Genomic DNA, 24,819 nt, shown 5'->3' on the forward strand with positions numbered 1-24,819 from the left:
CTAAAAAAACTATTCCCTAATAAGGAAGGAGAAATTACCCAATGGCAAGAGAGTTCTCCTTAGACAAAACTCGTAATATTGGTATCATGGCTCACATCGATGCCGGTAAAACGACAACGACTGAGCGTATCTTATACTACACTGGTCGTATCCATAAAATTGGTGAAACTCACGAAGGAGCTTCCCAAATGGACTGGATGGAGCAGGAGCAAGAGCGTGGTATTACAATCACTTCTGCTGCTACTACAGCACAATGGAAAGGTTACCGTGTAAACATCATCGATACACCAGGACACGTAGACTTCACTGTTGAAGTTGAACGTTCTTTACGTGTACTTGATGGTGCGGTAGCAGTTCTTGATGCACAATCAGGTGTAGAGCCACAAACTGAAACAGTTTGGCGCCAAGCAACAACTTACGGAGTACCTCGTATCGTATTCGTTAACAAAATGGATAAAACCGGTGCGGACTTCCTTTACTCTGTAAGCACATTAAGAGATCGTCTTCAAGCGAACGCTCATGCAATTCAATTGCCGATCGGCGCTGAAGATCAATTCGAAGGAATCATCGACCTTGTAGATAACGTAGCATACTTCTACGAAGATGACCTTGGAACTCGCTCTGATGCACAAGAAATCCCTGCTGAGTATAAAGACAAAGCTGAAGAGCTTCGCAACAGCCTTATTGAAGCTGTCGCTGAGCTTGATGAAGAGCTTATGGAAAAATACCTTGAGGGTGAAGAAATTACAATTCCTGAATTGAAAGCTGCAATCCGTAAAGGAACGTTGAATGTTGAATTCTACCCAGTTCTTGTTGGATCTGCTTTCAAAAACAAAGGTGTTCAGCTTGTACTTGATGCTGTGCTTGATTACCTTCCTGCACCAACTGATGTTGCTGCAATCAAAGGTATCTTGCCAGATTCAAATGAAGAGGTTGTTCGTGAGTCTACTGATGACGCACCATTCGCAGCTCTTGCATTTAAAGTTATGACTGACCCTTATGTTGGGAAACTAACTTTCTTCCGCGTATACTCTGGAACACTTGCTTCAGGTTCATACGTGAAGAACTCTTCTAAGAACAAGCGTGAGCGTGTTGGACGTATCCTTCAAATGCACGCAAACAGCCGTGAAGAAATCTCTACTGTATATGCAGGGGATATCGCAGCAGCTGTTGGTCTTAAAGATACATCTACTGGTGACACTCTTTGTGACGAGAAAGATACTGTTATCCTTGAGTCTATGGAATTCCCAGAGCCAGTTATCGATGTAGCAATCGAGCCTAAATCAAAGGCTGACCAAGATAAAATGGGTATCGCTTTAGCTAAACTAGCTGAAGAGGATCCTACATTCCGTACACAAACAAACCCTGAAACTGGTCAAACGATCATCTCTGGTATGGGTGAGCTTCACCTTGATATCATTGTTGACCGTATGAAGCGTGAGTTCAAGGTTGAAGCTAACGTAGGAGCTCCTCAAGTTGCGTACCGTGAAACATTCCGTTCTGGTGCAAAAGTTGAAGGTAAATTCGTACGTCAGTCTGGTGGACGTGGTCAGTTCGGACACGTTTGGATCGAATTCGAACCAAACGAAGAAGGCGCAGGCTTCGAATTCCAAAATGCAATCGTCGGTGGGGTTGTTCCTCGTGAATACATTCCAGCTATTCAAGCAGGTCTTGAAGATTCACTTGAAAATGGTGTATTAGCTGGATTCCCATTAATCGACATCAAAGCTAAATTATTTGATGGATCTTACCACGATGTTGACTCGAACGAAATGGCGTTTAAAATTGCTGCATCTATGGCATTGAAAAATGCTGTTAGCAAATGTAACCCAGTTCTACTTGAGCCAATGATGAAAGTGGAAGTCGTTATCCCTGAAGAATACATGGGAGACATCATGGGTGATATCACATCTCGTCGTGGACGTGTAGAAGGTATGGAAGCTCGCGGTAACGCTCAAGTTGTTCGCGCAATGGTTCCACTTTCTGAAATGTTCGGATATGCAACTTCACTCCGTTCTAACACACAAGGACGCGGTACTTTCACTATGCACATGGATCACTACGAAGAAGTGCCTAAGAGCATTAGTGAAGAAATCATCAAAAAAAATAAAGGTGAATAATTGATTTTGCCTTTAAACTAAAGTATAACTACTATTGAAGATCAGAAAGTGAGAGGTAACTCTTCACTTTCTATCACTCTATACCAAATACAATGAACCTTTAAGGAGGATTTTTAGAATGGCTAAAGAAAAATTCGACCGTTCCAAATCGCATGCTAACATTGGTACAATTGGACACGTTGACCATGGTAAAACAACTCTAACTGCTGCTATCTCAACAGTTCTTCATAAGAAGTCTGGTAAAGGATCAGCTATGGGATATGACCAAATCGATGGTGCTCCAGAAGAGCGCGAGCGTGGAATCACAATCTCAACTTCACACGTCGAGTATGAAACAGACACTCGTCACTATGCACACGTAGACTGCCCAGGACACGCTGACTACGTTAAAAACATGATCACTGGTGCTGCTCAAATGGACGGCGCGATCTTAGTAGTATCTGCTGCTGATGGTCCAATGCCACAAACACGTGAGCACATCCTACTTTCTCGTAACGTAGGTGTACCATACATCGTAGTATTCCTTAACAAATGTGACATGGTTGACGATGAAGAGTTACTTGAACTTGTTGAAATGGAAGTTCGTGACCTTCTTTCTGACTATGACTTCCCTGGTGACGATGTTCCAGTTATCAAAGGTTCTGCTCTTAAAGCTCTTGAAGGAGATGCTGATTACGAAGCAAAAATCTTTGAACTTATGGACGCGGTTGATGAGTACATCCCAACTCCAGAGCGTGACACTGACAAGCCATTCATGATGCCAGTTGAGGACGTATTCTCAATCACTGGTCGTGGAACAGTTGCTACTGGTCGTGTTGAGCGTGGACAAGTTAAAGTCGGCGACGAAGTTGAAATCATCGGTCTTCAAGAAGACAATGGTAAAACAACTGTTACAGGTGTTGAAATGTTCCGTAAGCTTCTTGACTATGCTGAAGCTGGTGACAACATCGGTGCATTACTTCGTGGTGTATCTCGTGAAGATATCCAACGTGGTCAAGTACTTGCTAAACCAGGTACAATCACTCCACATAGCCGTTTCAAAGCTGAAGTTTATGTACTTTCTAAAGAAGAGGGTGGACGTCATACTCCATTCTTCGCTAACTACCGTCCGCAGTTCTACTTCCGTACAACTGACGTAACTGGTATCGTACATCTTCCAGAAGGTACTGAAATGGTAATGCCTGGCGATAACACTGAGATGGAAGTTGAACTTATCTCTACTATCGCTATCGAAGAAGGAACTCGTTTCTCTATCCGTGAGGGTGGACGTACTGTAGGTTCTGGCGTCGTTTCAACTATCATTAAGTAATAAAACATATAAAAGAGACTCCTTGCAAAAGGGTCTCTTTTTTTGCTTTTCCAGATCAGAACGGCTACTATTAGCTATAGAATCTAAATGGAACCGAGAGGATCACTGGAATGGCGAAGACATATTTGAAGAAATGGTTAATCGGCGGAGTTGACCAATGGATTATGATCAAAGAAGATCACACAAGTGAAACGAAGCCTGTTCTATTATTTGTACACGGTGGGCCCGGCTCCGCTCAAATCAGTTATATTGATTCGTTTCATGAGGGGCTTAATCGGGATTTTACAGTGGTTCATTGGGATCAGCGAGGTGCGGGACTTTCCTATCAAAAGAATCTCCCCGATAGCTCCATGACCATTCAGCAATTTATTGAAGATACGATTGAACTCACAGAGAAGGTCCTTTCATATCTAGGTCAATCAAAACTGTACATCGCCGGATATTCATGGGGGTCATTAATCGCCATACAAGCAGTACATAAGCGCCCAGATTTATATCATGCTTATTATGGAATTAGTCAGGTAGTAGATGTATTAAAAGAGGATATTGTGTCGTACGAGCTTCTTTTGAAGAAATACCATCGTAATCGGTTGTTTACATGGTGTTTGCGATTACTGACGCCTCCTCCGTGGAAACGAATATCAGCTCATGCTCTGTTCTCTCTATATAAAGAGCTCGGAAGCGTAGGTTTCACACACAAGTGGAGGCCGCTGATTCAAATGCTGCGCGGGTTTCTTTTTAGTAAGACATATCAGCTCAAAGATAAGTGGAATTTCCTGAAAGGACAGAAGCTTAGTCAGGACATGCTATGGGATGAATTGATGAATGAGAGCATTGAATACCGAGTTTCTACTATATTAATACCCTGTTACTTTATCGTTGGTGAATATGACATGATTACACCAGCTGCTGTATCAAAACCATATGTTGAGAAATTAACAGCACCAATCAAAGAATGGTTCACCTTTAAAGAATCTGCACATTCCCCGCATCTAGAAGAACCAGAAGAATTTATTCGTACCATAAAAAAGACTGCTGTACATCATCTTCAGGGAAAGCTTGATTTATAGGCTCAACCCCTGTATAATATGAAAAGTGTGCAAATCATAAATTTATCCGATTTATTATTGCAACACGCAGGCCAATTTGATACAATAGTGCATGTTGGTCTTTGACTGCGATGAAGTGAGAGGTTGCTGACACACCCGGCCGCTTTGCCATGGCAAGGTGATCAGGTTTTTCTCACGGAGAACTGTCTAACGTAAGTAGGCGAAAAGGAGGGAAAATAATGGCAAAACAAAAAATTCGTATTCGTTTAAAAGCATATGATCATAGAATTCTTGATCAATCTGCTGAGAAGATTGTTGAAACGGCTAAGCGTTCTGGTGCTAGTGTATCTGGTCCAATTCCGCTTCCAACTGAAAAATCAGTTTACACAATCCTTCGTGCGGTGCATAAGTACAAAGATTCTCGCGAGCAATTTGAGATGCGTACTCACAAACGTCTAATCGACATCGTGAATCCAACTCCACAAACAGTTGATGCACTTATGCGTTTAGATTTACCATCTGGTGTAGATATCGAAATCAAACTTTAATTCAAATAGAAAACACATATTATAGGAGGTGTGACTAATGACCAAAGGAATCTTAGGTAGAAAAATTGGTATGACGCAAGTATTCGCAGAAAACGGTGATCTTATCCCAGTAACTGTTGTTGAGGCTGCTGCTAACGTTGTTCTTCAAAAGAAGACTACTGACACGGATGGCTATGAAGCAATCCAAATCGGTTTTGACGACAAACGTGAAAAGCTTTCTAACAAACCAGAGAAGGGCCACGTTGCTAAAGCGGAAACTGCTCCTAAGCGCTTCGTAAAAGAATTACGCGGTGCGGAGTTAGATGCGTATGAAGTTGGTCAGGAAGTCAAAGTTGATATTTTCGCAAATGGAGATATCGTAGATGTAACAGGAACATCAAAAGGTAAAGGATTCCAAGGGGCTATCAAGCGCCACGGACAATCACGCGGACCAATGACTCACGGTTCACGTTATCACCGTCGTCCTGGTTCAATGGGACCTGTTGATCCAAACCGAGTATTCAAAGGTAAACTTCTTCCAGGTCGTATGGGCGGAGAGCAAATCACTGTCCAAAACCTTGAGATCGTTAAAGTTGATGCAGAACGCAATCTTCTATTGATCAAAGGAAATGTACCAGGAGCTAAAAAATCTCTAGTAACTGTAAAGAGTGCAGTTAAATCTAAATAACTCTCTTAGGAAAGGAGGAAACAAGTCATGCCAAAAGTAGCATTATTTAACCAAAACGGTTCTACTAACGGTGAAATCGAATTAAACGCTTCTGTGTTTGGAATTGAGCCAAACGAAAGCGTAGTATTCGATGCTATTCTTATGCAAAGAGCTTCCTTACGTCAAGGAACTCACAAAGTAAAAACTCGTTCTGAAGTACGTGGCGGAGGTCGTAAGCCTTGGAGACAGAAGGGTACTGGTCGTGCTCGTCAAGGTTCTATCCGTTCACCACAATGGCGCGGAGGCGGTATCGTATTCGGTCCAACACCACGCAGCTATTCTTATAAATTACCTAAAAAAGTTCGCCGCTTGGCTATCAAGTCAGTATTGTCTTCTAAAGTAATCGACAACAACATCATCGTTCTTGAAGATCTGACTCTTGATGCAGTGAAAACGAAAGAATTCGCAGGCATCCTTAAAGGATTATCTGTCGAGAAGAAAGCGTTGATCGTCACTGCGGATGCAAACGAAACAGTTGCTTTATCTGCTCGTAACATCCCTGGAGTAACAGTTGTTGAAGCTAACGGTATCAACGTTCTTGACGTTGTCAACCACGAGAAACTTCTGATCACTAAAGCAGCGGTTGAAAAAGTAGAGGAGGGACTTGCATAATGAAAGATCCTCGTGATGTTCTAAAGCGCCCTATCATTACTGAACGTTCTGCTGATCTAATGACAGAGAAGAAGTACACGTTCGAAGTTGATGTCAGAGCTAACAAAACAGAAGTGAAAGATGCTGTTGAAGAAATCTTTGGAGTGAAAGTTGAGAAAGTCAACGTTCAAAACTACAAAGGAAAATCTAAACGCGTTGGACGCTACACTGGTATGACTAGCCGTCGCAGAAAAGCGATCGTGAAATTAACTGCTGACAGCAAAGAAATCGAAATTTTTGAAGCGTAAATCTTAAAAAGAAGGAGGGAAATTCAAAATGGCGATTAAAAAGTATAAACCAACCAGTAATGGTCGTCGTGGCATGACTACTTCAGATTTTGCTGAAATCACGACTGACAAACCAGAAAAATCGTTGCTTGCGCCGCTTCACAGAAAAGGCGGACGTAACAACCAAGGTAGAATGACTGTTCGTCATCAAGGTGGCGGTCATAAACGTCAATACCGTATCATCGACTTTAAGCGTGATAAAGACGGTATACCTGGACGCGTTGCTACAATCGAGTATGATCCAAACCGTTCAGCGAACATCGCTCTTGTAAACTATGCAGATGGTGAGAAACGTTACATTCTTGCTCCGAAAGGAATCCAAGTTGGTACTGAAGTTACTTCTGGACCAGAATCTGACATCAAACCAGGTAACGCTCTTCCACTTATCAACATCCCAGTTGGTACAGTTGTGCATAACATTGAATTAAAACCAGGTAAAGGTGGACAATTAGTTCGTTCTGCTGGTACTTCTGCTCAAGTTCTTGGTAAAGAAGGTAAATACGTTCTTGTACGTTTGAACTCAGGAGAAGTTCGTATGATTCTTTCTGCTTGCCGTGCGACTATCGGTCAAGTTGGAAACGAGCAACACGAATTAATTAACATCGGTAAAGCTGGACGTTCACGCTGGAAAGGCGTACGCCCAACAGTTCGTGGTTCTGTAATGAACCCTAACGATCACCCACACGGTGGTGGTGAAGGACGCGCTCCAATCGGACGTAAATCACCAATGTCTCCATGGGGCAAACCGACTCTTGGATTCAAGACTCGTAAGAAAACCAACAAGTCTGATAAATTCATTGTACGTCGTCGTAAAAACAAGTAACGGGGTTGTCTACGGTTCATTTAGGACCGTAGTTCAATCACGAAGGGAGGTTCCACAATGGCTCGCAGCTTAAAAAAAGGACCATTTGTTGATGATCATTTGATGGCTAAAGTCGAGAAATTGAATGAAACTGACAAAAAGCAAGTCGTAAAAACTTGGTCTCGTCGTTCTACAATTTTCCCACAATTCATCGGTCACACAATCGCTGTCTATGATGGACGCAAACATGTACCTGTTTTCATTTCTGAAGATATGGTAGGTCACAAATTGGGCGAATTCGCACCAAGCCGTACTTACAAAGGTCATGCTAGTGACGATAAAAAAACAAGACGCTAATGAGAGGAGGCTTTTAAATGCAAGCTAAAGCTGTCGCAAGAACAGTCCGTATTGCTCCTCGTAAAGCACGTCTAGTAATGGACCTGATCCGAGGTAAGCAAGTAGGAGAAGCAGTTTCTATCTTAAACCTTACACCTAAGGCTGCTTCACCAATTATTGAAAAAGTATTAAAATCTGCTATCGCAAACGCTGAGCACAACTACGAGTTGGACGCTAACAGCCTAGTGATTTCACAAGCATTCGTTGACGAAGGTCCAACACTTAAGAGATTCCGTCCACGTGCTATGGGTCGTGCGAGCGCAATTAACAAACGTACTAGCCACATTACAATCGTTGTATCAGAAAAGAAGGAGGGATAATCCGTGGGTCAAAAGGTAAATCCAGTAGGTCTTCGTATTGGCGTCATTCGTGATTGGGAATCTAAATGGTTCGCAGGAAAAGATTACGCTGACTTCTTACATGAAGACTTGAAAATCCGTGAATTCATCAGCAAGCGTTTGTCTGACGCGTCTGTTTCTAAAGTAGAAATCGAACGTGCTGCAAACCGCGTAAATATCACAATCCACACGGCTAAACCAGGTATGGTAATTGGTAAAGGCGGATCTGAAGTTGAAGCACTTCGTAAAGCTCTTAACAGCCTAACTGGCAAACGTGTACACATCAACATCCTTGAAATCAAAAGAGCAGATCTTGATGCTCAGCTAGTTGCTGAAAACATCGCTCGTCAACTTGAAAATCGTATTTCATTCCGTCGTGCACAAAAACAAACAATCCAACGCACAATGCGTGCTGGAGCACAAGGAATCAAAACAATGGTTTCTGGTCGTCTTGGCGGTGCAGATATTGCTCGTTCTGAATATTACAGTGAAGGTACTGTTCCGTTGCACACACTTCGTGCTGACATCGACTATGCTACTGCTGAAGCTGACACTACTTATGGTAAGCTTGGCGTAAAAGTATGGATCTATCGTGGAGAAGTCCTTCCAACTAAGAAGAATACTGCGGAAGGAGGAAAATAATATGTTATTGCCAAAACGCGTGAAGTATCGCAGAGAACATCGTGGAAAAATGCGTGGTCGTGCAAAAGGTGGTACTGAAGTACATTTCGGTGAGTACGGTATCCAAGCTCTAGAAGCTTCTTGGATCACAAACCGTCAAATCGAAGCTGCTCGTATTGCTATGACTCGTTACATGAAACGTGGCGGTAAAGTTTGGATTAAAATTTTCCCTTCTAAGCCATACACAGCAAAACCTCTAGAAGTCCGCATGGGTTCCGGTAAAGGTGCTCCAGAAGGATGGGTAGCTGTAGTAAAACCGGGCAAAGTTTTATTTGAAATTTCTGGTGTGTCTGAAGAAGTTGCTCGTGAAGCTCTTCGTCTTGCATCTCACAAATTGCCAATTAAAACGAAGTTCGTAAAACGTGAAGAAATTGGTGGTGAATCAAATGAAAGCTAATGAAATTCGTGACCTTACCACTGCTGAAATTGAACAAAAAGTAAAGTCTCTTAAAGAAGAACTTTTCAATCTTCGTTTCCAATTAGCGACTGGGCAGCTTGAAAACACTGCTCGCATTCGTGAAGTGCGTAAATCAATCGCACGCATGAAAACTGTGATTCGTCAAAGAGAAATCGCTGCTAATAAATAATAATTAGAGGGGAGGCCCCGCAAACATGAGCGAACGTAACCAACGTAAAGTGTATCAAGGTCGTGTTGTTTCTGACAAAATGGATAAAACCATCACTGTTGTAGTTGAAACATACAAAAAGCATTCACTTTATGGCAAACGTGTAAGATACTCTAAAAAGTTAAAAGCACATGATGAAAACAACCAAGCAAAAATCGGAGACATCGTAAAGGTGATGGAAACTCGTCCTTTATCTGCGACTAAACGCTTTCGTCTAGTTGAAGTTGTCGAAGAAGCCGTTATTATCTAATAAAGTTCGGATTTCTTTTTCCGAAAGGAGGTAACATTAATGATTCAACAGGAGACTCGTTTAAAAGTAGCTGACAACTCTGGCGCACGCGAAGTACTAACGATTAAAGTTCTTGGTGGCTCTGGACGTAAGACGGCTAACATCGGTGATGTCATTGTTTGTACGGTTAAACAAGCAACACCAGGAGGCGTTGTCAAAAAAGGTGAAGTTGTGAAAGCAGTTATCGTTCGTACAAAGAGCGGAGCTCGCAGAAACGATGGATCTTACATCAGCTTTGATGAAAATGCATGTGTCATTATCCGTGACGACAAGAGCCCACGTGGAACTCGTATCTTCGGACCAGTAGCACGTGAACTTCGTGAAAACAACTATATGAAAATTGTTTCTCTAGCACCAGAAGTACTTTAATGAATACAATCCGCGACTCAAGGAGGTGCGATTAAATGCATGTTAAAAAGGGCGATAAAGTAGTGGTTATCTCTGGTAAAGATAAAGGTAAACAAGGAGTCATCCTTGCTGCTTTCCCTAAGAATGACCGTGTTTTAGTAGAAGGTATTAACCTTGTGAAAAAACACTCTAAACCAACCCAAGCTAACCCTCAGGGCGGAATTTCTGAACAAGAAGCGCCGATCCACGTATCAAACGTTATGCCGCTTGATCCTAAAACGGGTGAAGTGACACGTGTTGGGTATAAAGTTGAGGACGGAAAGAAAGTCCGTGTAGCGAAAAAATCTGGGCAAGTTCTAGATAAATAGTAAATAAGGAAGGGAGGTCTTTCTCATGAACCGCCTTAAAGAAAAGTATGTAAAAGAAATTACACCTGCATTAGTTTCTAAGTTTGAATACAAATCAGTAATGCAAGTGCCAAAAATCGAAAAAATCGTGATCAACATGGGTGTTGGTGACGCCGTTCAAAACGCTAAAGCAATCGATACTGCTGTTGAAGAATTAACGTTTATCGCTGGTCAAAAACCTGTCGTTACTCGTGCGAAGAAGTCTATTGCTGGATTCCGTCTACGTGAAGGAATGCCAATCGGTGCGAAAGTAACACTTCGCGGAGAGCGCATGTACGATTTCCTTGATAAACTTATTTCTGTATCTTTACCACGTGTACGTGACTTCCGCGGGATTTCTAAGAAATCTTTCGACGGTCGTGGAAACTACACGCTTGGTATTAAAGAACAGTTAATCTTCCCAGAAATTGATTACGATAAAGTAACAAAAGTCCGCGGTATGGATATCGTTATCGTTACGACTGCCAATACGGACGAAGAAGCACGTGAGTTATTAACTCAAGTAGGTATGCCGTTCCAGAAATAATCAATGAAAGGGAGGCGAAATCGTGGCTAAAAAGTCTATGATTGCGAAACAACAACGCAAACAAAAGTTTAAAGTTCAAGAGTATACGCGCTGCGAACGTTGTGGACGTCCACATTCAGTAATTCGCAAGTTTAAACTTTGCCGTATTTGTTTCCGCGAACTTGCATATAAAGGACAAATTCCTGGCGTTAAAAAAGCCAGCTGGTAATCCCCATAAATGGGAAGGAGGTTATTAAATAATGGTTATGACAGATCCGATTGCAGATTTGCTGACTCGTATTCGCAATGCGAACATGGTACGTCATGAGAAGCTAGAAGTACCGGCTTCAAAAATCAAAAGAGAAATTGCTGAAATCTTAAAGCGTGAAGGTTTTATCCGTGACGTTGAATATGTTGAAGACAGCAAACAAGGAATTATCCGTATGTTCCTTAAATATGGCCAAAACAACGAACGTGTTATCACTGGTCTAAAAAGAATCAGTAAACCTGGTTTACGTGTATATGCGAAATCAAATGAAGTACCACGTGTACTTAACGGACTTGGAATCGCAATTATTTCTACATCACAAGGTGTTTTATCGGACAAAGAAGCCCGTGCTAAACAAGCTGGTGGAGAAGTACTTGCTTACGTATGGTAAAAAAAGTTTAAGATGAATGGAGGTGCTTGGTATGTCTCGTATAGGTAAAAAACTAATCGAGATCCCTTCAGGAGTTACTGTGACAAACAACGATAACACAGTGACAGTAAAGGGACCAAAAGGTGAACTAACTCGTACATTTCACCCTGATATGGAAATTAAAATTGAGGACAGCGTCTTAACTGTAAGCCGTCCGTCTGATCATAAAGAACACCGTGCTTTACATGGTACAACACGTAGCTTAATTGCAAACATGGTTGAAGGTGTATCTAAAGGTTTCGAAAGAGGTTTAGAACTTATCGGTGTCGGTTACCGTGCAGCTAAATCTGGAAACAAACTTGTTCTTAACGTTGGATACTCTCATCCAGTTGAAATCGTTCCTGAGGCTGGAGTTGAAGTCGAAGTTCCATCTCAAACGAAAGTAGTCGTTAAAGGTATCGATAAAGAGCGTGTGGGAGCTCTAGCTTCTAACATCCGCGCTGTCCGTTCTCCAGAGCCTTACAAAGGTAAAGGAATTCGTTACGAAGGTGAATTCGTTCGCCGTAAAGAAGGAAAAACTGGTAAGTAAGATCGCTTAATGTGAAGAAAGGAGTGACTCGGATGATTACGAAAACTAGCAAAAACGCTACTCGTCTTAAAAGACACGCTCGTGTTCGTGCGAAACTTTCAGGTACTGCTGAAAGACCTCGCCTTAACGTTTTCCGTTCTAACAAGAACATCTACGCTCAAGTAATTGATGATGTTAACGGTGTAACACTTGTAAGTGCTTCTACTCTTGATAAAGAGTTAAAGATCGAGAATAGTTCTGACGCTGCAGCTGCTACTAAAGTTGGCGAACTTGTTGCAAAACGTGCTGTTGAAAAAGGAATTTCTAACGTGGTATTTGACCGCGGAGGATACTTATATCATGGACGTGTAAAAGCTCTAGCTGAAGCTGCTCGTGAGGCTGGACTTAAATTTTAATAAAAGAAGGAGGGACACATCCGAATGAGTCGTATTGACCAAAGCAAATTAGAGTTAGAAGAACGCTTAGTTACGGTTAACCGCGTAGCGAAAGTTGTTAAAGGTGGACGTCGTTTCCGTTTTGCAGCTTTAGTTGTTGTCGGTGACAAAAACGGTCATGTAGGTTTCGGTACTGGTAAAGCACAAGAAGTACCAGAAGCGATCCGCAAAGCTGTTGAAGATGCGAAAAAGAATTTAATTGAAGTACCAATGGTTGGAACTACAATTCCACATGAAATCATCGGTCGATTCGGTGCAGGAAACGTTCTATTGAAGCCTGCTTCAGAAGGTACAGGAGTTATCGCTGGAGGCCCAGTGCGTGCGGTTCTTGAGCTTGCTGGTCTAGCTGATATCCTTTCTAAATCTCTAGGTTCTAATACACCGATCAACATGATCCGCGCAACACTTCAGGGTTTAAGTGAACTTAAACGTGCTGAAGACGTTGCGAAGCTTCGTGGAAAATCTGTAGAAGACCTGTTAGGATAAGGAGGGAACAATAATGGCAAATAAATTAGAAATTACCCTCAAACGCAGTGTAATCGGTCGCCCAGAAGATCAGCGTGTCACTGTTCGTACTCTTGGTCTAAAGAAAACAAACCAAACAGTCGTTCATGAAGACAATGCAGCGATCCGCGGCATGATTAACAAGGTGTCTCATTTAGTTTCTGTTAAAGAACAATAAAACATTTTTAATCGATAAGGAGGTGCCCAAATGAAACTTCATGAATTGAAGCCTTCAGAAGGTTCACGTAAAGAACGCAACCGTGTTGGTCGTGGTATTGGATCAGGTAACGGTAAAACTTCTGGTAAAGGTCATAAAGGTCAAAACGCTCGTTCTGGCGGCGGTGTACGCCCTGGTTTCGAAGGTGGTCAGATGCCTTTATTCCAACGTCTTCCAAAACGTGGTTTTACAAACATCAACCGTAAAGATTACGCGGTAATCAACTTAGACAGATTAAACAGTTTTGACGAAGGAACGGAAGTAACTCCTGAACTTCTTCTAGAGACTGGTGCAATAAGCAAGTTAAAAGCAGGAGTAAAAATTCTTGGCAACGGTAAATTAGAAAAAAAATTAACTGTAAAAGCCAATAAATTCTCTGCTTCTGCTAAAGAAGCGATTGAAGCTGCTGGCGGTACAGCCGAGGTGATCTAACTTGTTTAAGACAATCTCCAATTTTATGCGCGTGAAAGATATACGGAATAAGATTATATTCACTCTTTTAATGTTAATCGTCTTTCGTATAGGTGCTTTCATCCCTGTGCCTAATGTGAACGCCGAAGTTCTCCAGGCACAGGATCAAATGAGTGTTTTCGGGATCCTCAACACGTTTGGGGGCGGGGCACTTTTCCAATTCTCCATTCTTGCAATGGGGATTATGCCGTATATCACTGCTTCGATCATCATTCAGCTCTTGCAGATGGATGTTGTTCCGAAGTTCACTGAGTGGTCAAAGCAAGGAGAGGTTGGCCGCCGAAAATTAGCACAATTCACAAGGTATTTTACAATTGTTCTAGGTTTTATCCAGGCGTTAGGAATGTCATATGGATTCAATAATATGGCAGGAGGCATGCTGATTGAAAACCCAGGTGTTTCAACGTACCTCTTAATTGCGGTCGTACTCACTGCGGGAACAGCATTTTTAATGTGGCTGGGAGAGCAGATTACTGCTCACGGCGTTGGTAACGGTATTTCGATTATTATCTTTGCCGGTATCATCGCAGGTATCCCTCAAACATTAAAACAAGTGTACGCTCAGCAGTTTGTAGGTGGAGATGGACAGCTGTTCATGCAAATCCTGAAAATTGCCCTTATTGTCATTGCTATCCTTGTCATTGTTATCGGTGTTATTTACATTCAAATGGCAGTGAGAAAGATTGCGATTCAATATTCAAAAGGAACTGGCCGTGCACAAATGTCTGCTAGTCAAGCAACGCACCTTCCATTGAAAGTGAATCCAGCAGGGGTGATTCCAGTCATCTTTGCCGTTTCATTCATTATTACTCCGCAGACGGTCGCATCGTTCTTCGGAACTAATAATGTGACAACTTGGATAACCAACAACTTTGACTATACTAAGCCAATCGGTATGACGATTTATGTAGCACTGATTGTTGCTTTCACATATTTTTATGCCTTTGTCCAAGTGAATCCTGAACAAATGGCTGAAAATCTGCAAAAGCAGGGTGGCTATATCCCGGGAGTTCGTCCAGGGAAAATGACTCAAGATAGAATTACGAGCATTTTGTACCGACTCACGTTTGTGGGCGCCATTTTCTTAGCCGTGATTTCAATACTTCCTATCTTTTTCATTCAATTCGCTGGATTACCTTCCGCTGCACAAATTGGCGGCACAAGTCTTCTCATTGTTGTAGGTGTTGCACTTGAAACAATGAAACAGCTTGAAAGCCAATTAGTGAAACGAAACTACCGTGGATTTATGAAATAAAACAGAGGGCTGGGCTCCTGCCCAACCTCTCTAAGTAAGGAAGGGGAAATCCGAAATGAACTTAGTCTTAATGGGGCTTCCGGGTGCTGGTAAAGGTACTCAGGCAGAACGAATTGTTGATGATTATGGGATCCCTCATATCTCAACAGGAGATATGTTCCGCGCTGCTATGAAAGAGGAGACACAACTTGGGCTCGAAGCAAAATCCTTTATCGATAAAGGAGAGCTTGTTCCTGATGAGGTCACAATCGGTATTGTTAGAGAAAGACTTGGCAAAAATGATTGTGAGCAAGGTTTTCTTCTGGACGGATTTCCGCGAACAGTCGCTCAGGCTGAAGCTTTAGAAGACATTCTAAAGGACCTTGGCAGAACGATTGATTATGTCATTAATATTAAAGTCGATAAAGATGCTTTGATGGAGCGTCTGACTGGCCGAAGAATTTGCAAAAATTGCGGAGCAACATATCATTTAGTATTCAATCCACCTGCGAAAGAAAATGTTTGCGATAAGTGTGGAGGCGAGCTTTATCAACGTGCAGATGATAATGCAGAAACCGTTTCGACTAGACTTGAAGTAAACTTAAAGCAGACTGAACCTTTACTGAACTTCTATTCAGAAAAAGGATATCTTGCAAACATTGATGGTGCAAAACACATTAACGATGTATATGCAGATATCAAGGACCTGCTTGGGGGATTAAATAAATGATTATCTGTAAAACTCCTCGCGAGCTTGAGATTATGAGAGAAGCTGGACGCATTGTCGCACTGACTCATGAAGAGCTGAAGAAACATATAAAACCAGGTATTTCGACAAAAGAATTGGATCAAATTGCCGAACGTTTTATTACAAAGCAGGGTGCAATCCCATCTTTTAAAGGGTATAATGGTTTTCGCGGGAGCATTTGCGTTTCGGTGAATGAAGAACTCGTTCACGGTATTCCTGGTAAACGGGTTTTACGTGATGGTGACATCATTAGTATCGATATTGGCGCGAAGTTAAATGGCTATCATGGTGACTCTGCTTGGACTTATCCAGTTGGGGTAATCAGCGATGAAGACCGCAAACTACTGGAAGTCACAGAGGAATCTCTATATAAAGGCTTACAGGAAGCAAAGCCAGGCGAACGTCTGTCGAACATTTCCCATGCCATACAAACGTATGTAGAAAACGAGAATTTCTCAGTTGTTAGAGAATATGTTGGACATGGGGTCGGACAGGATCTTCATGAGGACCCTCAAATTCCTCATTATGGTCCGCCCAACAAAGGCCCGCGGCTAAAACCTGGAATGGTGTTGGCCATCGAACCGATGGTGAACGCAGGCAGCCGATATGTGAAAACATTGGCTGATAACTGGACGGTTGTAACGGTTGATGGGAAAAAGTGTGCTCACTTTGAGCATACGATTGCGATTACAGATACAGGTTTTGATATACTGACTAAGATTTAGGTCTTCACTGAAGCCTTTCAGGCCCAAATCGGGCAGGTTGTCTGTATAGTCCAAAGGAAAGAACAAGATCAGTATACAGGTGTCATCGGCATGTTCGGTGGCTGCCATGTACTAATCGCAGACGGAGAAAAGCGTAAATTTCATTCTCCTAAGAAAAAATATCAATCATATAACCTTTATGGTTGCGTATCTCCGGAAGTTCAGAACAGTATATTCAAAACAGGTCGGGTGATAGATGGACAATTGAGATGAACTCATTTGGACATTTGTCAGAGAGCAAGTTACTGATTTGAAGAAGGGAGAACACTTGAATGGCGAAAGACGATGTAATTGAAGTGGAAGGTACTGTAGCAGAAACTTTGCCAAATGCAATGTTCAAAGTTGAACTAGAGAATGGTCATACAGTTTTGGCTCATGTATCAGGAAAAATCCGTATGCACTTCATTCGCATTTTACCTGGAGACAAAGTTACGGTAGAATTATCTCCATATGACTTAACTCGTGGTAGAATTACGTACCGTTACAAATAAAGCAACTCCGGAAGAAGGAGGTTGGAAACACATGAAAGTGAGACCATCTGTTAAACCTATCTGTGAAAAATGTAAGGTTATTCGCAGAAAAGGAAAAGTAATGGTGATCTGTGAAAACCCAAAACATAAACAAAAACAAGGCTAATAACAAGGAGGTGCCCAAATCATGGCTCGTATTGCTGGTGTAGATATTCCACGTGATAAACGTGTTGTCATTTCTTTAACATATGTTTTTGGAATTGGTCGTACGACTGCGCAACAAGTCCTTAAAGAAGCAGGTGTTTCTGAAGACACTCGCGTTCGCGATCTAACTGAAGACGAACTTGGTAAAATCCGTGATATCATTGACAAACTTAAAGTAGAAGGTGACCTTCGTCGTGAAGTTTCACTTAACATTAAGCGTCTAATTGAAATCGGAAGCTACCGCGGAATCCGTCATCGTAGAGGACTTCCTGTTCGTGGACAAAACACAAAAAACAACGCGCGTACTCGTAAAGGTCCGCGTCGTACTGTAGCTAACAAGAAAAAATAAGTAAAGGAGGTAGTTAAAGAATGGCTGCTGCTCGTAAACAAAATACGCGTAAACGTCGCGTGAAAAAGAATATTGAAGCTGGAATCGCTCATATCCGTTCCACTTTCAACAACACGATTGTAACGATTACTGATGTTCATGGAAACGCAATTTCTTGGTCAAGTGCTGGTGCATTAGGATTCAGAGGTTCTCGTAAATCTACTCCTTTCGCTGCACAAATGGCTGCTGAAACTGCTGCTAAAGGTTCTATCGAACATGGTCTTAAAACACTTGAAGTAACTGTTAAAGGTCCTGGTTCTGGTCGTGAAGCTGCAATTCGTGCACTTCAAGCTGCAGGTCTTGAAGTTACTGCAATCAGAGACGTAACTCCAGTTCCTCATAACGGATGCCGTCCACCAAAACGTCGCCGCGTGTAATTTGTTTGTATAGATTTTGTGTCCCTGTCAATAATGGGTTATGATACAGTTATTTATGAGACGAATACACGACTCGTTGCCTGAGCACATACGGGACTAAACAATGAGGAATTTCGGATGGAATCTCATATGATTCTATTCGAGGTTTCGACGTTTTGAAGGAGGGTTTTATTAGATGATCGAAATTGAAAAACCAAAAATCGAAACGGTTGAAATCAGCGACGATGCCAAGTATGGCAAGTTTGTCGTAGAGCCACTTGAGCGTGGATATGGTACCACTTTAGGGAACTCCCTTCGTCGTATCCTTTTATCCTCACTTCCTGGTGCAGCTGTAACATCGATCCAGATAGATGGTGTCTTACACGAATTCTCAACGATCGAAGGCGTGGTTGAAGATGTTACAACGATTATCTTAAACATTAAAAAGCTTGCACTCAAAATCTACTCTGAAGAAGAGAAGACGCTTGAAATTGATGTACAAGATGAAGGTACTGTAACAGCTGCTGATATTACACACGACAGCGATATTGAAATCTTAAATCCAGATCTCCACATCGCAACTCTTGGCAAGAATGCGAGCTTCCGTGTTCGCTTAACTGCACAAAGAGGTCGCGGGTATAATCCTGCTGATGCAAACAAAAGAGACGATCAGCCAATCGGTGTGATTCCGATCGACTCAATCTATACACCTGTATCTCGTGTGACTTATCAAGTGGAGAACACCCGTGTTGGGCAAATCACAAACTATGATAAATTAACACTAGATGTATGGACTGATGGAAGCACAGGACCGAAAGAAGCGATCGCTCTAGGTTCTAAGATTTTAACTGAACACCTGAATATTTTCGTTGGGTTAACTGACGAAGCTCAGCATGCTGAAATTATGGTTGAGAAAGAAGAAGACCAAAAAGAAAAAGTGCTTGAAATGACAATTGAAGAGCTTGATCTTTCTGTTCGTTCTTACAACTGTTTGAAGCGTGCGGGTATTAATACTGTTCAAGAGCTTGCTAACAAGACAGAAGAGGATATGATGAAAGTTCGTAACCTTGGACGTAAATCTCTTGAAGAAGTGAAAGCGAAACTAGAAGAACTTGGACTGGGTCTTCGTAAAGACGATTGACTAGTTTCATTGTGAACTAGGATTTTCGTGTGTTTTTTATTCATACAGCATTCTCTAACTAAGGAGGGGACATCACATGGCATACAGAAAGCTAGGACGCACTAGTGCACAACGTAAAGCAATGCTTCGTGACCTAACGACTGATTTGATCATCAACGAACGCATCGAAACAACTGAAACACGTGCGAAAGAACTTCGCTCTGTAGTTGAAAAAATGATCACTCTTGGCAAACGCGGAGATCTTCATGCTCGCCGTCAAGCTGCAGCTTACATTCGTAATGAAGTAGCTAACGCTGAAACAAACCAAGATGCACTTCAAAAATTATTCGCTGACGTTGCAACTCGCTACGAAGATCGCCAAGGTGGATACACTCGTATCATGAAGCTTGGACCTCGTCGCGGCGATGGCGCACCAATGGCTGTCATTGAATTAGTTTAATCACATAGCGTGTATCTAAGAAAGGGCGGGACAGTTCATAACTGGATCTATGCCCTTTTTTAGATACTACGGCTTTTTAGCAAGAAGCAAAGAAGAGGTTGAGCTGAGAGGAGGTCCGGTAGAGATGGGGAAGACATTAATTGACGTAAAGGACATTGTATTTCGTTATCACAAGGATGCGGACAAGCCCGCTTTAGATCAAGTGTCATTGCATGTGAATCAAAATGAATGGCTCGCCATTGTTGGTCATAACGGTTCAGGTAAATCCACACTTGCCCGTGTACTGAATGGGCTCATTTTACCGGATGCTGGAACGGTCAAGGTTGGAGAGATTGAGCTGAAAGAAGAGAGTGTCTGGGATATCCGCAAAAAGGTCGGAATGGTCTTTCAAAACCCAGATAACCAATTCGTTGGCTCAACGGTTCGTGATGATGTGGCTTTTGGTTTAGAAAATAACGGGGTTGAGCGGGAATTGATGATAGAACGTGTAGATTGGGCTGTCAAACAGGTCAATATGCAGGAGTTTCTTGATCAAGAGCCGCACCATCTATCAGGCGGGCAAAAGCAGAGAGTCGCCATTGCAGGCGTACTTGCCGCAAGCCCTGACATCATGATCTTGGATGAAGCAACATCGATGCTTGATCCGATTGGCCGTGAAGAAGTGTTAGAGACTGTTAGACTACTGAAGGAACAAGGAACGGTCACAGTCATTTCCATCACACATGATTTAGACGAGGCCGCCAAGGCAGACCGGGTCATTGTCATGAATGGCGGGAAAAAATTTGCCGAGGGAACCCCAGAGGAAGTTTTTGAATTAGACGAACAGCTAGTTCAAATTGGACTTGATCTGCCATTCTCCTATCGGTTGAGCAAACAATTGAAGCAGCAAGGTGTACCGCTTGCAAATGCCCATTTGACACAAGAAGGATTGGTGAAAGAGCTATGGACATTACGATCAAAGAATTAGAGCATCGTTATCAAATGAAAACGCCGTTTGAGCGTCTCGCTTTGTATGATGTCAATGCTTCCATCCAAGAGGGCAGCTATGTTGCTGTCATTGGTCATACAGGCTCTGGCAAGTCCACGTTGCTGCAGCATTTAAATGGCTTGCTCAAACCAACGAAGGGGAGCATTGCGCTTGGGGATACCGTCTTACAAGCCAATAAAAAGCAGAAGGATTTAAAGTCCCTCCGGAAAAAAGTAGGCATCGTGTTTCAGTTTCCTGAGCATCAGCTCTTTGAAGAAACGATCCTTAAGGATATCTGCTTTGGACCAATGAATTTCGGTGTTCCTCAGGAAAAGGCAGAAGCAAAGGCGAAGGAAATGCTGAAGCTGGTTGGTCTTCCTGAATCCTTATTATCTCGATCTCCCTTTGAACTAAGCGGCGGTCAAATGAGACGTGTGGCGATTGCAGGTGTTCTAGCGATGGAACCGGAAGTGCTTGTGCTGGATGAGCCGACTGCAGGGTTAGATCCACGCGGACGTAAGGAAATCATGGACATGTTCTATGAGCTTCATCAAAAGGCAAACCTCACCACGATTCTGGTTACACACAGTATGGAGGATGCTGCTCATTATGCGGATCAAATGATTGTGATGCATAAAGGAACGGTGAAGGCGACAGGTACGCCGAGAGAATTGTTTGCCAATCGTACAGACATGTCTTCGTTTGGTCTCGACCTCCCAGAAACGATTAAATTCCAGCAGACTGTAGAAGAAAAGCTGGGTATTACGTTTCCAAGGCCGCTTCTGACCATGGATGAAATGGCAGAAGCCTTAACAGCTCTTTATCAGGAGGACACGACATCATGATGGATAGTATGATTATCGGCAAATATGTGCCAGGTACATCCTTTGTCCATCGTCTTGATCCAAGGACAAAGCTGTTATCAATTTTCTTTTTTGTCTTTATTGTCTTTTTTGCTAATAATTACATCACTTACGGGCTTTTAGGTGTCTTTACCCTCCTTGTGGTGATGGTTTCTCAGGTGCCGCTATACTTTATTCTAAAGGGAATGAAGCCGATCCTATGGATTGTCCTGTTTACCTTTATTCTGCATATTTTTATGACTAAGGATGGCGCTTTGCTATTTCACTTTGGTTTTTTAAATATTTATGAAGAAGGTCTAAAGCAGGGGATTTTCATTTCTCTCCGTTTTGTCTATCTCATCATGATGACGACACTTCTGACGTTAACCACAACGCCTATAGAAGTGACAGACGGTATGGAAAAGCTGCTTCACCCATTCCGTAAAATCAAACTGCCTGTTCATGAACTTGCTCTCATGATGTCCATCTCTCTTCGGTTTATTCCAACTTTACTAGAAGAGACGGACAAAATCATGAAGGCACAAATGGCAAGAGGTGTTGATTTTACAAGCGGACCTCTTAAAGATCGCATGAAAGCCATCGTTCCTTTACTTGTTCCACTTTTCGTCAGTGCGTTTAAGCGTGCAGAGGAACTGGCGACCGCTATGGAAGCGAGAGGCTACCGCGGAGGAGAGGGGCGGACGAAATACCGTCAGCTTGTCTGGGGCATGAAAGACACGTTCACACTGCTCTTATTCATCCTGTTAACAGCACTCCTTGTGCTTCTGAGAAATTAGGTGATTCCTAGATGAAGGTCAAATGTACCGTATCCTACGATGGGACACATTTTAAAGGCTATCAGGTGCAGCCTGGGCAGCGAACTGTACAGACGGAGATCGAGTCGGCTCTTGCAAGAATGCATAAACAGGATGAACTAATTCCGATTGTGGCTTCTGGCCGGACGGACAGCGGCGTCCATGCGAAGGGGCAGGTCATCCATTTCGACACGCCGCTCTCGATCCCGATGGAAAGATGGCCTTTTGCCCTCAATAGTCTCCTGCCGGATGACATCAGGGTTCTAAAGGCTGAGGAAGTGGATGAATCGTTTCATGCACGTTTTAGTGTCGTTTCGAAGGAGTATCGTTATAAGGTCTCAACGGAAACGCACCAAAATGTGTTCACGAGACAGTATGCCTGCCACTTTCCTTACCGGCTGGATGCAGTCAAAATGAGAGAAGCTGCTGGGCGCCTCATTGGCACACACGATTTCACAAGCTTTTGTGCGGCCAATACAGAGGTTCAGGACAAGGTGAGGGAGATTTACACCCTTGAGTGGGAAAACGTCTCAGACGGGCTTGAAATGCGTGTGAGAGGAAATGGCTTTTTATACAACATGGTGCGAATTATCGCTGGAACGTTACTTGAAATCGGATCTGGTAAATTCCACCCTGATGAGATAAAAGCCATGCTTGCCGCCCGAAATCGCGAAGCGGCAGGCAAGACTGCGCCTAGTCACGGACTGTATTTATGGGAAGTTTTCTATGACAACTAAACCAGGTGTAACATGTTCTTGACACAGGAAGCAGAAAGTTATAAGATATCATATGGTATGTATTTCAACCCCACAAATAAGCCCCGGAAGACTTATCTTGTGTTTTGAAATAGAACGTAGCATTTGATTCAAGGAAAATTCATTGATTTATTTAGGAGGGAAACTCATGCGTACAACACCAATGGCGAACGCAAGCACAATTGAGCGCAAATGGCTAGTTGTTGATGCGGCAGGCAAGACTCTAGGTCGTCTTTCTACTGAAGTAGCATCACTTTTGCGCGGTAAGCACAAACCAACTTATACACCACACGTTGATACAGGTGATCATGTCATCATCATCAATGCTGAGAAAATCGAACTAACAGGTAAGAAATTGACGGACAAAATTTACTACCGTCACACAATGCACCCAGGTGGTTTGAAACAAAGAACTGCTCTTGAGATGCGTACAAACTACCCTGAAAAAATGTTGGAGCTTGCTATCAAAGGTATGCTTCCAAAGGGTCCATTAGGCCGTCAAATGTTCAAAAAATTAAATGTGTACCGTGGTTCTGAGCATCCACATCAAGCACAACAACCTGAAGTTTACGAACTTCGCGGTTAATTATAAGGGAGGTTAACAATTTGGCACAGGTTCAATATTACGGTACAGGTCGTCGTAAAAGTTCTGTAGCGCGCGTTCGCTTAGTTCCAGGTGAAGGCCGTATCGTCGTTAATAATCGTGAAATTACTGAATACATTCCATTCGCTGCTTTAATCGAAGACGTGAAACAACCTTTGAACATCACAGAAACAGCTAACAGCTACGATGTTCTTGTAACTGTTCACGGTGGTGGATTCTCTGGTCAAGCTGGAGCAATTCGTCACGGTATCTCTCGTGCTCTTCTAGAAGTAGATCCTGAGTACCGTACATCACTTAAACGTGCTGGACTTCTTACTCGTGACCCTCGTATGAAAGAGCGTAAGAAATACGGTCTTAAAGGCGCACGTAGAGCTCCTCAGTTCTCAAAACGTTAATCAATTTTATATTGTATGGACGTTTTACAAAGGTTTGTTACAGACAAACCTTATAAAAAAAGCATCAGCTTCGTGCTGGTGCTTTTTTTTGTGCTTTTTATGTGATAGATCATGACTGGTCTCTTCCTCTTGAATACGTATAAAATATGAGTATAGAAGTTTTCTGTTAAAAAAGATGGAGGTTGTCCTATGAATCTAACGACAGAAAGATGTCTCATTCGACCATTTACGGATGATGATTGGCAGGATGTTTATGCATATACATCTGATCCGGTCGTGATGAAGTATATTCCGGAAGATGTATTTTCTAAAGGAGATGCGAAGGAATTTGTCAAAAATAATTCTCATGAAGATGCTAAGTATGTTGCTGTCCTTTTAAAAGAAGATCATACATGTATCGGGCATATCGCATTTCATCCTTACTTTGGTGAGCACACATATGAAATTGGCTGGGTCTTCAATCCTGCATATCAAAACAAAGGCTATGCATCTGAAGCGGCTTATGCTGTCCTACATCATGGTTTTCGCACAATGAATTTGCATCGAATCATTGCCACTTGTCAGCCTGAAAATGTGCCATCGTGGAGAGTGATGGAGAAAATGGGGATGAGAAGAGAGGGATATTTTAAAAAATGTATACCACAAGGAAATGAGTGGTGGGATGAGTTTTACTATGCCATCTTACGAGAGGAATGGAAAGCTTGATAAGTATTCATGATATGAAGTAATTCGTCATTCCAAATATCCCTTGGCTTTCGCTATTGATATAATCAGATCAAATA

At 42.4% G+C, this 24,819-nt stretch carries 40 protein-coding genes and 1 pseudogene; all 41 read left to right on the plus strand.

Features of this window, described 5'->3' with window-relative positions:
• Positions 1 to 41 precede the first annotated feature (41 nt).
• Complete coding sequence (gene fusA / locus MHI16_RS00715) at positions 42 to 2,120, plus strand: elongation factor G (RefSeq protein WP_058015803.1); 2,079 nt, start codon at positions 42 to 44, stop codon at positions 2,118 to 2,120.
• Between the two features lie 118 nt (positions 2,121 to 2,238).
• On the plus strand, positions 2,239 to 3,429 hold the full coding sequence (gene tuf, locus MHI16_RS00720; RefSeq protein ID WP_058015804.1) for an elongation factor Tu: 1,191 nt from the start codon (positions 2,239 to 2,241) through the stop codon (positions 3,427 to 3,429).
• Positions 3,430 to 3,539: 110 nt separating this feature from the next.
• Positions 3,540 to 4,499, plus strand: a complete 960-nt coding sequence (locus MHI16_RS00725; protein ID WP_058015805.1) for an alpha/beta hydrolase — start codon at positions 3,540 to 3,542, stop codon at positions 4,497 to 4,499.
• 218 nt (positions 4,500 to 4,717) lie between these two features.
• Positions 4,718 to 5,026, plus strand: coding sequence for a 30S ribosomal protein S10 (rpsJ, locus tag MHI16_RS00730; protein WP_003156464.1), 309 nt, complete (start codon positions 4,718 to 4,720; stop codon positions 5,024 to 5,026).
• A gap of 37 nt (positions 5,027 to 5,063) precedes the next feature.
• The gene (gene rplC, locus MHI16_RS00735) at positions 5,064 to 5,693 is read left to right on the plus strand and encodes a 50S ribosomal protein L3 (RefSeq protein WP_012008703.1); all 630 of its coding nucleotides are present in this window, start codon (positions 5,064 to 5,066) and stop codon (positions 5,691 to 5,693) included.
• A gap of 27 nt (positions 5,694 to 5,720) precedes the next feature.
• On the plus strand, positions 5,721 to 6,344 hold the full coding sequence (gene rplD, locus MHI16_RS00740) for a 50S ribosomal protein L4 (RefSeq protein ID WP_003217216.1): 624 nt from the start codon (positions 5,721 to 5,723) through the stop codon (positions 6,342 to 6,344).
• Entirely contained in the window at positions 6,344 to 6,631 is a 288-nt protein-coding gene (gene rplW, locus MHI16_RS00745; RefSeq protein ID WP_003217016.1) for a 50S ribosomal protein L23, read from the plus strand. The genes rplD and rplW overlap by 1 nt, the downstream gene beginning before the upstream one ends.
• Before the next feature lie 28 nt (positions 6,632 to 6,659).
• Entirely contained in the window at positions 6,660 to 7,493 is an 834-nt protein-coding gene (gene rplB, locus MHI16_RS00750; protein WP_003217065.1) for a 50S ribosomal protein L2, read from the plus strand.
• A 57-nt stretch (positions 7,494 to 7,550) separates the two neighbouring features.
• Complete coding sequence (gene rpsS / locus MHI16_RS00755; RefSeq protein ID WP_003216920.1) at positions 7,551 to 7,829, plus strand: 30S ribosomal protein S19; 279 nt, start codon at positions 7,551 to 7,553, stop codon at positions 7,827 to 7,829.
• A gap of 17 nt (positions 7,830 to 7,846) precedes the next feature.
• On the plus strand, positions 7,847 to 8,188 hold the full coding sequence (gene rplV / locus MHI16_RS00760) for a 50S ribosomal protein L22 (protein WP_058015806.1): 342 nt from the start codon (positions 7,847 to 7,849) through the stop codon (positions 8,186 to 8,188).
• Between the two features lie 3 nt (positions 8,189 to 8,191).
• Positions 8,192 to 8,848, plus strand: coding sequence for a 30S ribosomal protein S3 (gene rpsC / locus MHI16_RS00765; protein ID WP_003217241.1), 657 nt, complete (start codon positions 8,192 to 8,194; stop codon positions 8,846 to 8,848).
• Position 8,849: 1 nt separating this feature from the next.
• On the plus strand, positions 8,850 to 9,284 hold the full coding sequence (gene rplP, locus MHI16_RS00770; RefSeq protein WP_003156478.1) for a 50S ribosomal protein L16: 435 nt from the start codon (positions 8,850 to 8,852) through the stop codon (positions 9,282 to 9,284).
• Positions 9,274 to 9,474, plus strand: coding sequence for a 50S ribosomal protein L29 (rpmC, locus tag MHI16_RS00775; protein ID WP_003217155.1), 201 nt, complete (start codon positions 9,274 to 9,276; stop codon positions 9,472 to 9,474). The genes rplP and rpmC overlap by 11 nt, the downstream gene beginning before the upstream one ends.
• A gap of 25 nt (positions 9,475 to 9,499) precedes the next feature.
• Positions 9,500 to 9,763, plus strand: coding sequence for a 30S ribosomal protein S17 (rpsQ, locus tag MHI16_RS00780; protein WP_012008705.1), 264 nt, complete (start codon positions 9,500 to 9,502; stop codon positions 9,761 to 9,763).
• Positions 9,764 to 9,802: 39 nt separating this feature from the next.
• A complete protein-coding gene (gene rplN / locus MHI16_RS00785; RefSeq protein WP_003216882.1) occupies positions 9,803 to 10,171 on the plus strand; it encodes a 50S ribosomal protein L14 in 369 nt (122 codons plus the stop codon).
• A gap of 35 nt (positions 10,172 to 10,206) precedes the next feature.
• Complete coding sequence (gene rplX, locus MHI16_RS00790) at positions 10,207 to 10,518, plus strand: 50S ribosomal protein L24 (RefSeq protein WP_003217151.1); 312 nt, start codon at positions 10,207 to 10,209, stop codon at positions 10,516 to 10,518.
• A gap of 25 nt (positions 10,519 to 10,543) precedes the next feature.
• The gene (rplE, locus tag MHI16_RS00795; RefSeq protein ID WP_003217159.1) at positions 10,544 to 11,083 is read left to right on the plus strand and encodes a 50S ribosomal protein L5; all 540 of its coding nucleotides are present in this window, start codon (positions 10,544 to 10,546) and stop codon (positions 11,081 to 11,083) included.
• Positions 11,084 to 11,105: 22 nt separating this feature from the next.
• Positions 11,106 to 11,291: a 30S ribosomal protein S14 gene (rpsN, locus tag MHI16_RS00800; protein WP_008356542.1), complete on the plus strand. Its 186-nt coding sequence runs from the start codon at positions 11,106 to 11,108 to the stop codon at positions 11,289 to 11,291.
• Positions 11,292 to 11,322: 31 nt separating this feature from the next.
• On the plus strand, positions 11,323 to 11,721 hold the full coding sequence (gene rpsH / locus MHI16_RS00805) for a 30S ribosomal protein S8 (protein ID WP_003217040.1): 399 nt from the start codon (positions 11,323 to 11,325) through the stop codon (positions 11,719 to 11,721).
• Positions 11,722 to 11,752: 31 nt separating this feature from the next.
• Positions 11,753 to 12,289, plus strand: coding sequence for a 50S ribosomal protein L6 (rplF, locus tag MHI16_RS00810; RefSeq protein WP_058015807.1), 537 nt, complete (start codon positions 11,753 to 11,755; stop codon positions 12,287 to 12,289).
• Between the two features lie 32 nt (positions 12,290 to 12,321).
• Positions 12,322 to 12,684 carry a 50S ribosomal protein L18 gene (gene rplR, locus MHI16_RS00815; RefSeq protein WP_003216951.1) on the plus strand — a complete coding sequence of 121 codons (363 nt, stop codon included), beginning with the start codon at positions 12,322 to 12,324 and terminating at the stop codon, positions 12,682 to 12,684.
• Positions 12,685 to 12,708: 24 nt separating this feature from the next.
• On the plus strand, positions 12,709 to 13,209 hold the full coding sequence (gene rpsE / locus MHI16_RS00820; RefSeq protein ID WP_003217179.1) for a 30S ribosomal protein S5: 501 nt from the start codon (positions 12,709 to 12,711) through the stop codon (positions 13,207 to 13,209).
• Positions 13,210 to 13,222: 13 nt separating this feature from the next.
• Positions 13,223 to 13,405 (plus strand): 50S ribosomal protein L30, encoded by a 183-nt coding sequence (rpmD, locus tag MHI16_RS00825; RefSeq protein ID WP_003217067.1) that lies wholly within the window; start codon positions 13,223 to 13,225, stop codon positions 13,403 to 13,405.
• 30 nt (positions 13,406 to 13,435) lie between these two features.
• A complete protein-coding gene (gene rplO, locus MHI16_RS00830) occupies positions 13,436 to 13,876 on the plus strand; it encodes a 50S ribosomal protein L15 (protein WP_012008709.1) in 441 nt (146 codons plus the stop codon).
• Position 13,877: 1 nt separating this feature from the next.
• Positions 13,878 to 15,170, plus strand: coding sequence for a preprotein translocase subunit SecY (gene secY, locus MHI16_RS00835; RefSeq protein WP_012008710.1), 1,293 nt, complete (start codon positions 13,878 to 13,880; stop codon positions 15,168 to 15,170).
• A gap of 55 nt (positions 15,171 to 15,225) precedes the next feature.
• A complete protein-coding gene (locus MHI16_RS00840; RefSeq protein ID WP_012008711.1) occupies positions 15,226 to 15,879 on the plus strand; it encodes an adenylate kinase in 654 nt (217 codons plus the stop codon).
• Positions 15,876 to 16,622 (plus strand): type I methionyl aminopeptidase, encoded by a 747-nt coding sequence (map, locus tag MHI16_RS00845; RefSeq protein WP_003217210.1) that lies wholly within the window; start codon positions 15,876 to 15,878, stop codon positions 16,620 to 16,622. The genes MHI16_RS00840 and map overlap by 4 nt, the downstream gene beginning before the upstream one ends.
• 27 nt (positions 16,623 to 16,649) lie before the next feature.
• Positions 16,650 to 16,956: pseudogene (locus MHI16_RS00850) on the plus strand (RNA-binding protein).
• Positions 16,934 to 17,152, plus strand: coding sequence for a translation initiation factor IF-1 (gene infA, locus MHI16_RS00855; RefSeq protein ID WP_003217190.1), 219 nt, complete (start codon positions 16,934 to 16,936; stop codon positions 17,150 to 17,152). The pseudogene MHI16_RS00850 and the gene infA overlap by 23 nt, the downstream one beginning before the upstream one ends.
• A 31-nt stretch (positions 17,153 to 17,183) precedes the next feature.
• Positions 17,184 to 17,297, plus strand: coding sequence for a 50S ribosomal protein L36 (gene rpmJ / locus MHI16_RS00860; RefSeq protein ID WP_003156543.1), 114 nt, complete (start codon positions 17,184 to 17,186; stop codon positions 17,295 to 17,297).
• Between the two features lie 21 nt (positions 17,298 to 17,318).
• Positions 17,319 to 17,684 (plus strand): 30S ribosomal protein S13, encoded by a 366-nt coding sequence (gene rpsM / locus MHI16_RS00865; protein WP_003217023.1) that lies wholly within the window; start codon positions 17,319 to 17,321, stop codon positions 17,682 to 17,684.
• A 20-nt stretch (positions 17,685 to 17,704) separates the two neighbouring features.
• Positions 17,705 to 18,100 carry a 30S ribosomal protein S11 gene (gene rpsK, locus MHI16_RS00870; protein ID WP_003217231.1) on the plus strand — a complete coding sequence of 132 codons (396 nt, stop codon included), beginning with the start codon at positions 17,705 to 17,707 and terminating at the stop codon, positions 18,098 to 18,100.
• Positions 18,101 to 18,275: 175 nt separating this feature from the next.
• The gene (locus MHI16_RS00875; protein ID WP_003217009.1) at positions 18,276 to 19,220 is read left to right on the plus strand and encodes a DNA-directed RNA polymerase subunit alpha; all 945 of its coding nucleotides are present in this window, start codon (positions 18,276 to 18,278) and stop codon (positions 19,218 to 19,220) included.
• 76 nt (positions 19,221 to 19,296) lie between these two features.
• The gene (rplQ, locus tag MHI16_RS00880; RefSeq protein ID WP_003216944.1) at positions 19,297 to 19,659 is read left to right on the plus strand and encodes a 50S ribosomal protein L17; all 363 of its coding nucleotides are present in this window, start codon (positions 19,297 to 19,299) and stop codon (positions 19,657 to 19,659) included.
• Between the two features lie 124 nt (positions 19,660 to 19,783).
• A complete protein-coding gene (locus MHI16_RS00885) occupies positions 19,784 to 20,626 on the plus strand; it encodes an energy-coupling factor ABC transporter ATP-binding protein (RefSeq protein WP_008356549.1) in 843 nt (280 codons plus the stop codon).
• Positions 20,602 to 21,471, plus strand: a complete 870-nt coding sequence (locus MHI16_RS00890; RefSeq protein ID WP_044139648.1) for an energy-coupling factor ABC transporter ATP-binding protein — start codon at positions 20,602 to 20,604, stop codon at positions 21,469 to 21,471. Before MHI16_RS00885 ends, MHI16_RS00890 begins: the two co-directional genes overlap by 25 nt.
• The gene (locus MHI16_RS00895) at positions 21,468 to 22,265 is read left to right on the plus strand and encodes an energy-coupling factor transporter transmembrane protein EcfT (RefSeq protein ID WP_058015810.1); all 798 of its coding nucleotides are present in this window, start codon (positions 21,468 to 21,470) and stop codon (positions 22,263 to 22,265) included. Before MHI16_RS00890 ends, MHI16_RS00895 begins: the two co-directional genes overlap by 4 nt.
• Before the next feature lie 11 nt (positions 22,266 to 22,276).
• Positions 22,277 to 23,020, plus strand: coding sequence for a tRNA pseudouridine(38-40) synthase TruA (gene truA / locus MHI16_RS00900; RefSeq protein WP_342498033.1), 744 nt, complete (start codon positions 22,277 to 22,279; stop codon positions 23,018 to 23,020).
• A gap of 166 nt (positions 23,021 to 23,186) precedes the next feature.
• Complete coding sequence (gene rplM, locus MHI16_RS00905) at positions 23,187 to 23,624, plus strand: 50S ribosomal protein L13 (protein WP_003217042.1); 438 nt, start codon at positions 23,187 to 23,189, stop codon at positions 23,622 to 23,624.
• Between the two features lie 20 nt (positions 23,625 to 23,644).
• The gene (rpsI, locus tag MHI16_RS00910; RefSeq protein ID WP_003217273.1) at positions 23,645 to 24,037 is read left to right on the plus strand and encodes a 30S ribosomal protein S9; all 393 of its coding nucleotides are present in this window, start codon (positions 23,645 to 23,647) and stop codon (positions 24,035 to 24,037) included.
• A 189-nt stretch (positions 24,038 to 24,226) separates the two neighbouring features.
• Positions 24,227 to 24,742 (plus strand): GNAT family protein, encoded by a 516-nt coding sequence (locus MHI16_RS00915; RefSeq protein WP_058015812.1) that lies wholly within the window; start codon positions 24,227 to 24,229, stop codon positions 24,740 to 24,742.
• Positions 24,743 to 24,819 lie beyond the last annotated feature (77 nt).

Origin of the sequence: Bacillus sp. FSL K6-0923 (genome assembly GCF_038630825.1) — a bacterium.
In the GTDB taxonomy this organism is placed as follows: domain Bacteria; phylum Bacillota; class Bacilli; order Bacillales; family Bacillaceae; genus Bacillus; species Bacillus pumilus.

Bases quoted from the DNA above. Each gene is read 5' to 3' on its own strand.
- rpsQ (WP_012008705.1), top strand. From the start codon at position 9,500: ATGAGCGAACGTAACCAACGTAAAGTGTATCAAGGTCGTGTTGTTTCT.
- rplN (WP_003216882.1), top strand. From the start codon at position 9,803: ATGATTCAACAGGAGACTCGTTTAAAAGTAGCTGACAACTCTGGCGCA.
- rpsJ (WP_003156464.1), top strand. From the start codon at position 4,718: ATGGCAAAACAAAAAATTCGTATTCGTTTAAAAGCATATGATCATAGA.
- rplE (WP_003217159.1), top strand. From the start codon at position 10,544: ATGAACCGCCTTAAAGAAAAGTATGTAAAAGAAATTACACCTGCATTA.
- infA (WP_003217190.1), top strand. From the start codon at position 16,934: ATGGCGAAAGACGATGTAATTGAAGTGGAAGGTACTGTAGCAGAAACT.
- MHI16_RS00725 (WP_058015805.1), top strand. From the start codon at position 3,540: ATGGCGAAGACATATTTGAAGAAATGGTTAATCGGCGGAGTTGACCAA.
- rplF (WP_058015807.1), top strand. From the start codon at position 11,753: ATGTCTCGTATAGGTAAAAAACTAATCGAGATCCCTTCAGGAGTTACT.
- rplD (WP_003217216.1), top strand. From the start codon at position 5,721: ATGCCAAAAGTAGCATTATTTAACCAAAACGGTTCTACTAACGGTGAA.
- MHI16_RS00840 (WP_012008711.1), top strand. From the start codon at position 15,226: ATGAACTTAGTCTTAATGGGGCTTCCGGGTGCTGGTAAAGGTACTCAG.
- rpsK (WP_003217231.1), top strand. From the start codon at position 17,705: ATGGCTGCTGCTCGTAAACAAAATACGCGTAAACGTCGCGTGAAAAAG.
- MHI16_RS00890 (WP_044139648.1), top strand. From the start codon at position 20,602: ATGGACATTACGATCAAAGAATTAGAGCATCGTTATCAAATGAAAACG.
- rpsH (WP_003217040.1), top strand. From the start codon at position 11,323: ATGGTTATGACAGATCCGATTGCAGATTTGCTGACTCGTATTCGCAAT.
- rplW (WP_003217016.1), top strand. From the start codon at position 6,344: ATGAAAGATCCTCGTGATGTTCTAAAGCGCCCTATCATTACTGAACGT.
- rpmD (WP_003217067.1), top strand. From the start codon at position 13,223: ATGGCAAATAAATTAGAAATTACCCTCAAACGCAGTGTAATCGGTCGC.
- rplR (WP_003216951.1), top strand. From the start codon at position 12,322: ATGATTACGAAAACTAGCAAAAACGCTACTCGTCTTAAAAGACACGCT.
- MHI16_RS00885 (WP_008356549.1), top strand. From the start codon at position 19,784: ATGGGGAAGACATTAATTGACGTAAAGGACATTGTATTTCGTTATCAC.
- truA (WP_342498033.1), top strand. From the start codon at position 22,277: ATGAAGGTCAAATGTACCGTATCCTACGATGGGACACATTTTAAAGGC.
- rplC (WP_012008703.1), top strand. From the start codon at position 5,064: ATGACCAAAGGAATCTTAGGTAGAAAAATTGGTATGACGCAAGTATTC.
- rplO (WP_012008709.1), top strand. From the start codon at position 13,436: ATGAAACTTCATGAATTGAAGCCTTCAGAAGGTTCACGTAAAGAACGC.
- tuf (WP_058015804.1), top strand. From the start codon at position 2,239: ATGGCTAAAGAAAAATTCGACCGTTCCAAATCGCATGCTAACATTGGT.
- rpsE (WP_003217179.1), top strand. From the start codon at position 12,709: ATGAGTCGTATTGACCAAAGCAAATTAGAGTTAGAAGAACGCTTAGTT.
- rpmJ (WP_003156543.1), top strand. From the start codon at position 17,184: ATGAAAGTGAGACCATCTGTTAAACCTATCTGTGAAAAATGTAAGGTT.
- rplP (WP_003156478.1), top strand. From the start codon at position 8,850: ATGTTATTGCCAAAACGCGTGAAGTATCGCAGAGAACATCGTGGAAAA.
- fusA (WP_058015803.1), top strand. From the start codon at position 42: ATGGCAAGAGAGTTCTCCTTAGACAAAACTCGTAATATTGGTATCATG.
- MHI16_RS00895 (WP_058015810.1), top strand. From the start codon at position 21,468: ATGATGGATAGTATGATTATCGGCAAATATGTGCCAGGTACATCCTTT.
- rplM (WP_003217042.1), top strand. From the start codon at position 23,187: ATGCGTACAACACCAATGGCGAACGCAAGCACAATTGAGCGCAAATGG.
- MHI16_RS00875 (WP_003217009.1), top strand. From the start codon at position 18,276: ATGATCGAAATTGAAAAACCAAAAATCGAAACGGTTGAAATCAGCGAC.
- rpsM (WP_003217023.1), top strand. From the start codon at position 17,319: ATGGCTCGTATTGCTGGTGTAGATATTCCACGTGATAAACGTGTTGTC.
- rpsS (WP_003216920.1), top strand. From the start codon at position 7,551: ATGGCTCGCAGCTTAAAAAAAGGACCATTTGTTGATGATCATTTGATG.
- rplQ (WP_003216944.1), top strand. From the start codon at position 19,297: ATGGCATACAGAAAGCTAGGACGCACTAGTGCACAACGTAAAGCAATG.
- rplX (WP_003217151.1), top strand. From the start codon at position 10,207: ATGCATGTTAAAAAGGGCGATAAAGTAGTGGTTATCTCTGGTAAAGAT.
- rplV (WP_058015806.1), top strand. From the start codon at position 7,847: ATGCAAGCTAAAGCTGTCGCAAGAACAGTCCGTATTGCTCCTCGTAAA.
- rpmC (WP_003217155.1), top strand. From the start codon at position 9,274: ATGAAAGCTAATGAAATTCGTGACCTTACCACTGCTGAAATTGAACAA.
- rplB (WP_003217065.1), top strand. From the start codon at position 6,660: ATGGCGATTAAAAAGTATAAACCAACCAGTAATGGTCGTCGTGGCATG.
- MHI16_RS00915 (WP_058015812.1), top strand. From the start codon at position 24,227: ATGAATCTAACGACAGAAAGATGTCTCATTCGACCATTTACGGATGAT.
- map (WP_003217210.1), top strand. From the start codon at position 15,876: ATGATTATCTGTAAAACTCCTCGCGAGCTTGAGATTATGAGAGAAGCT.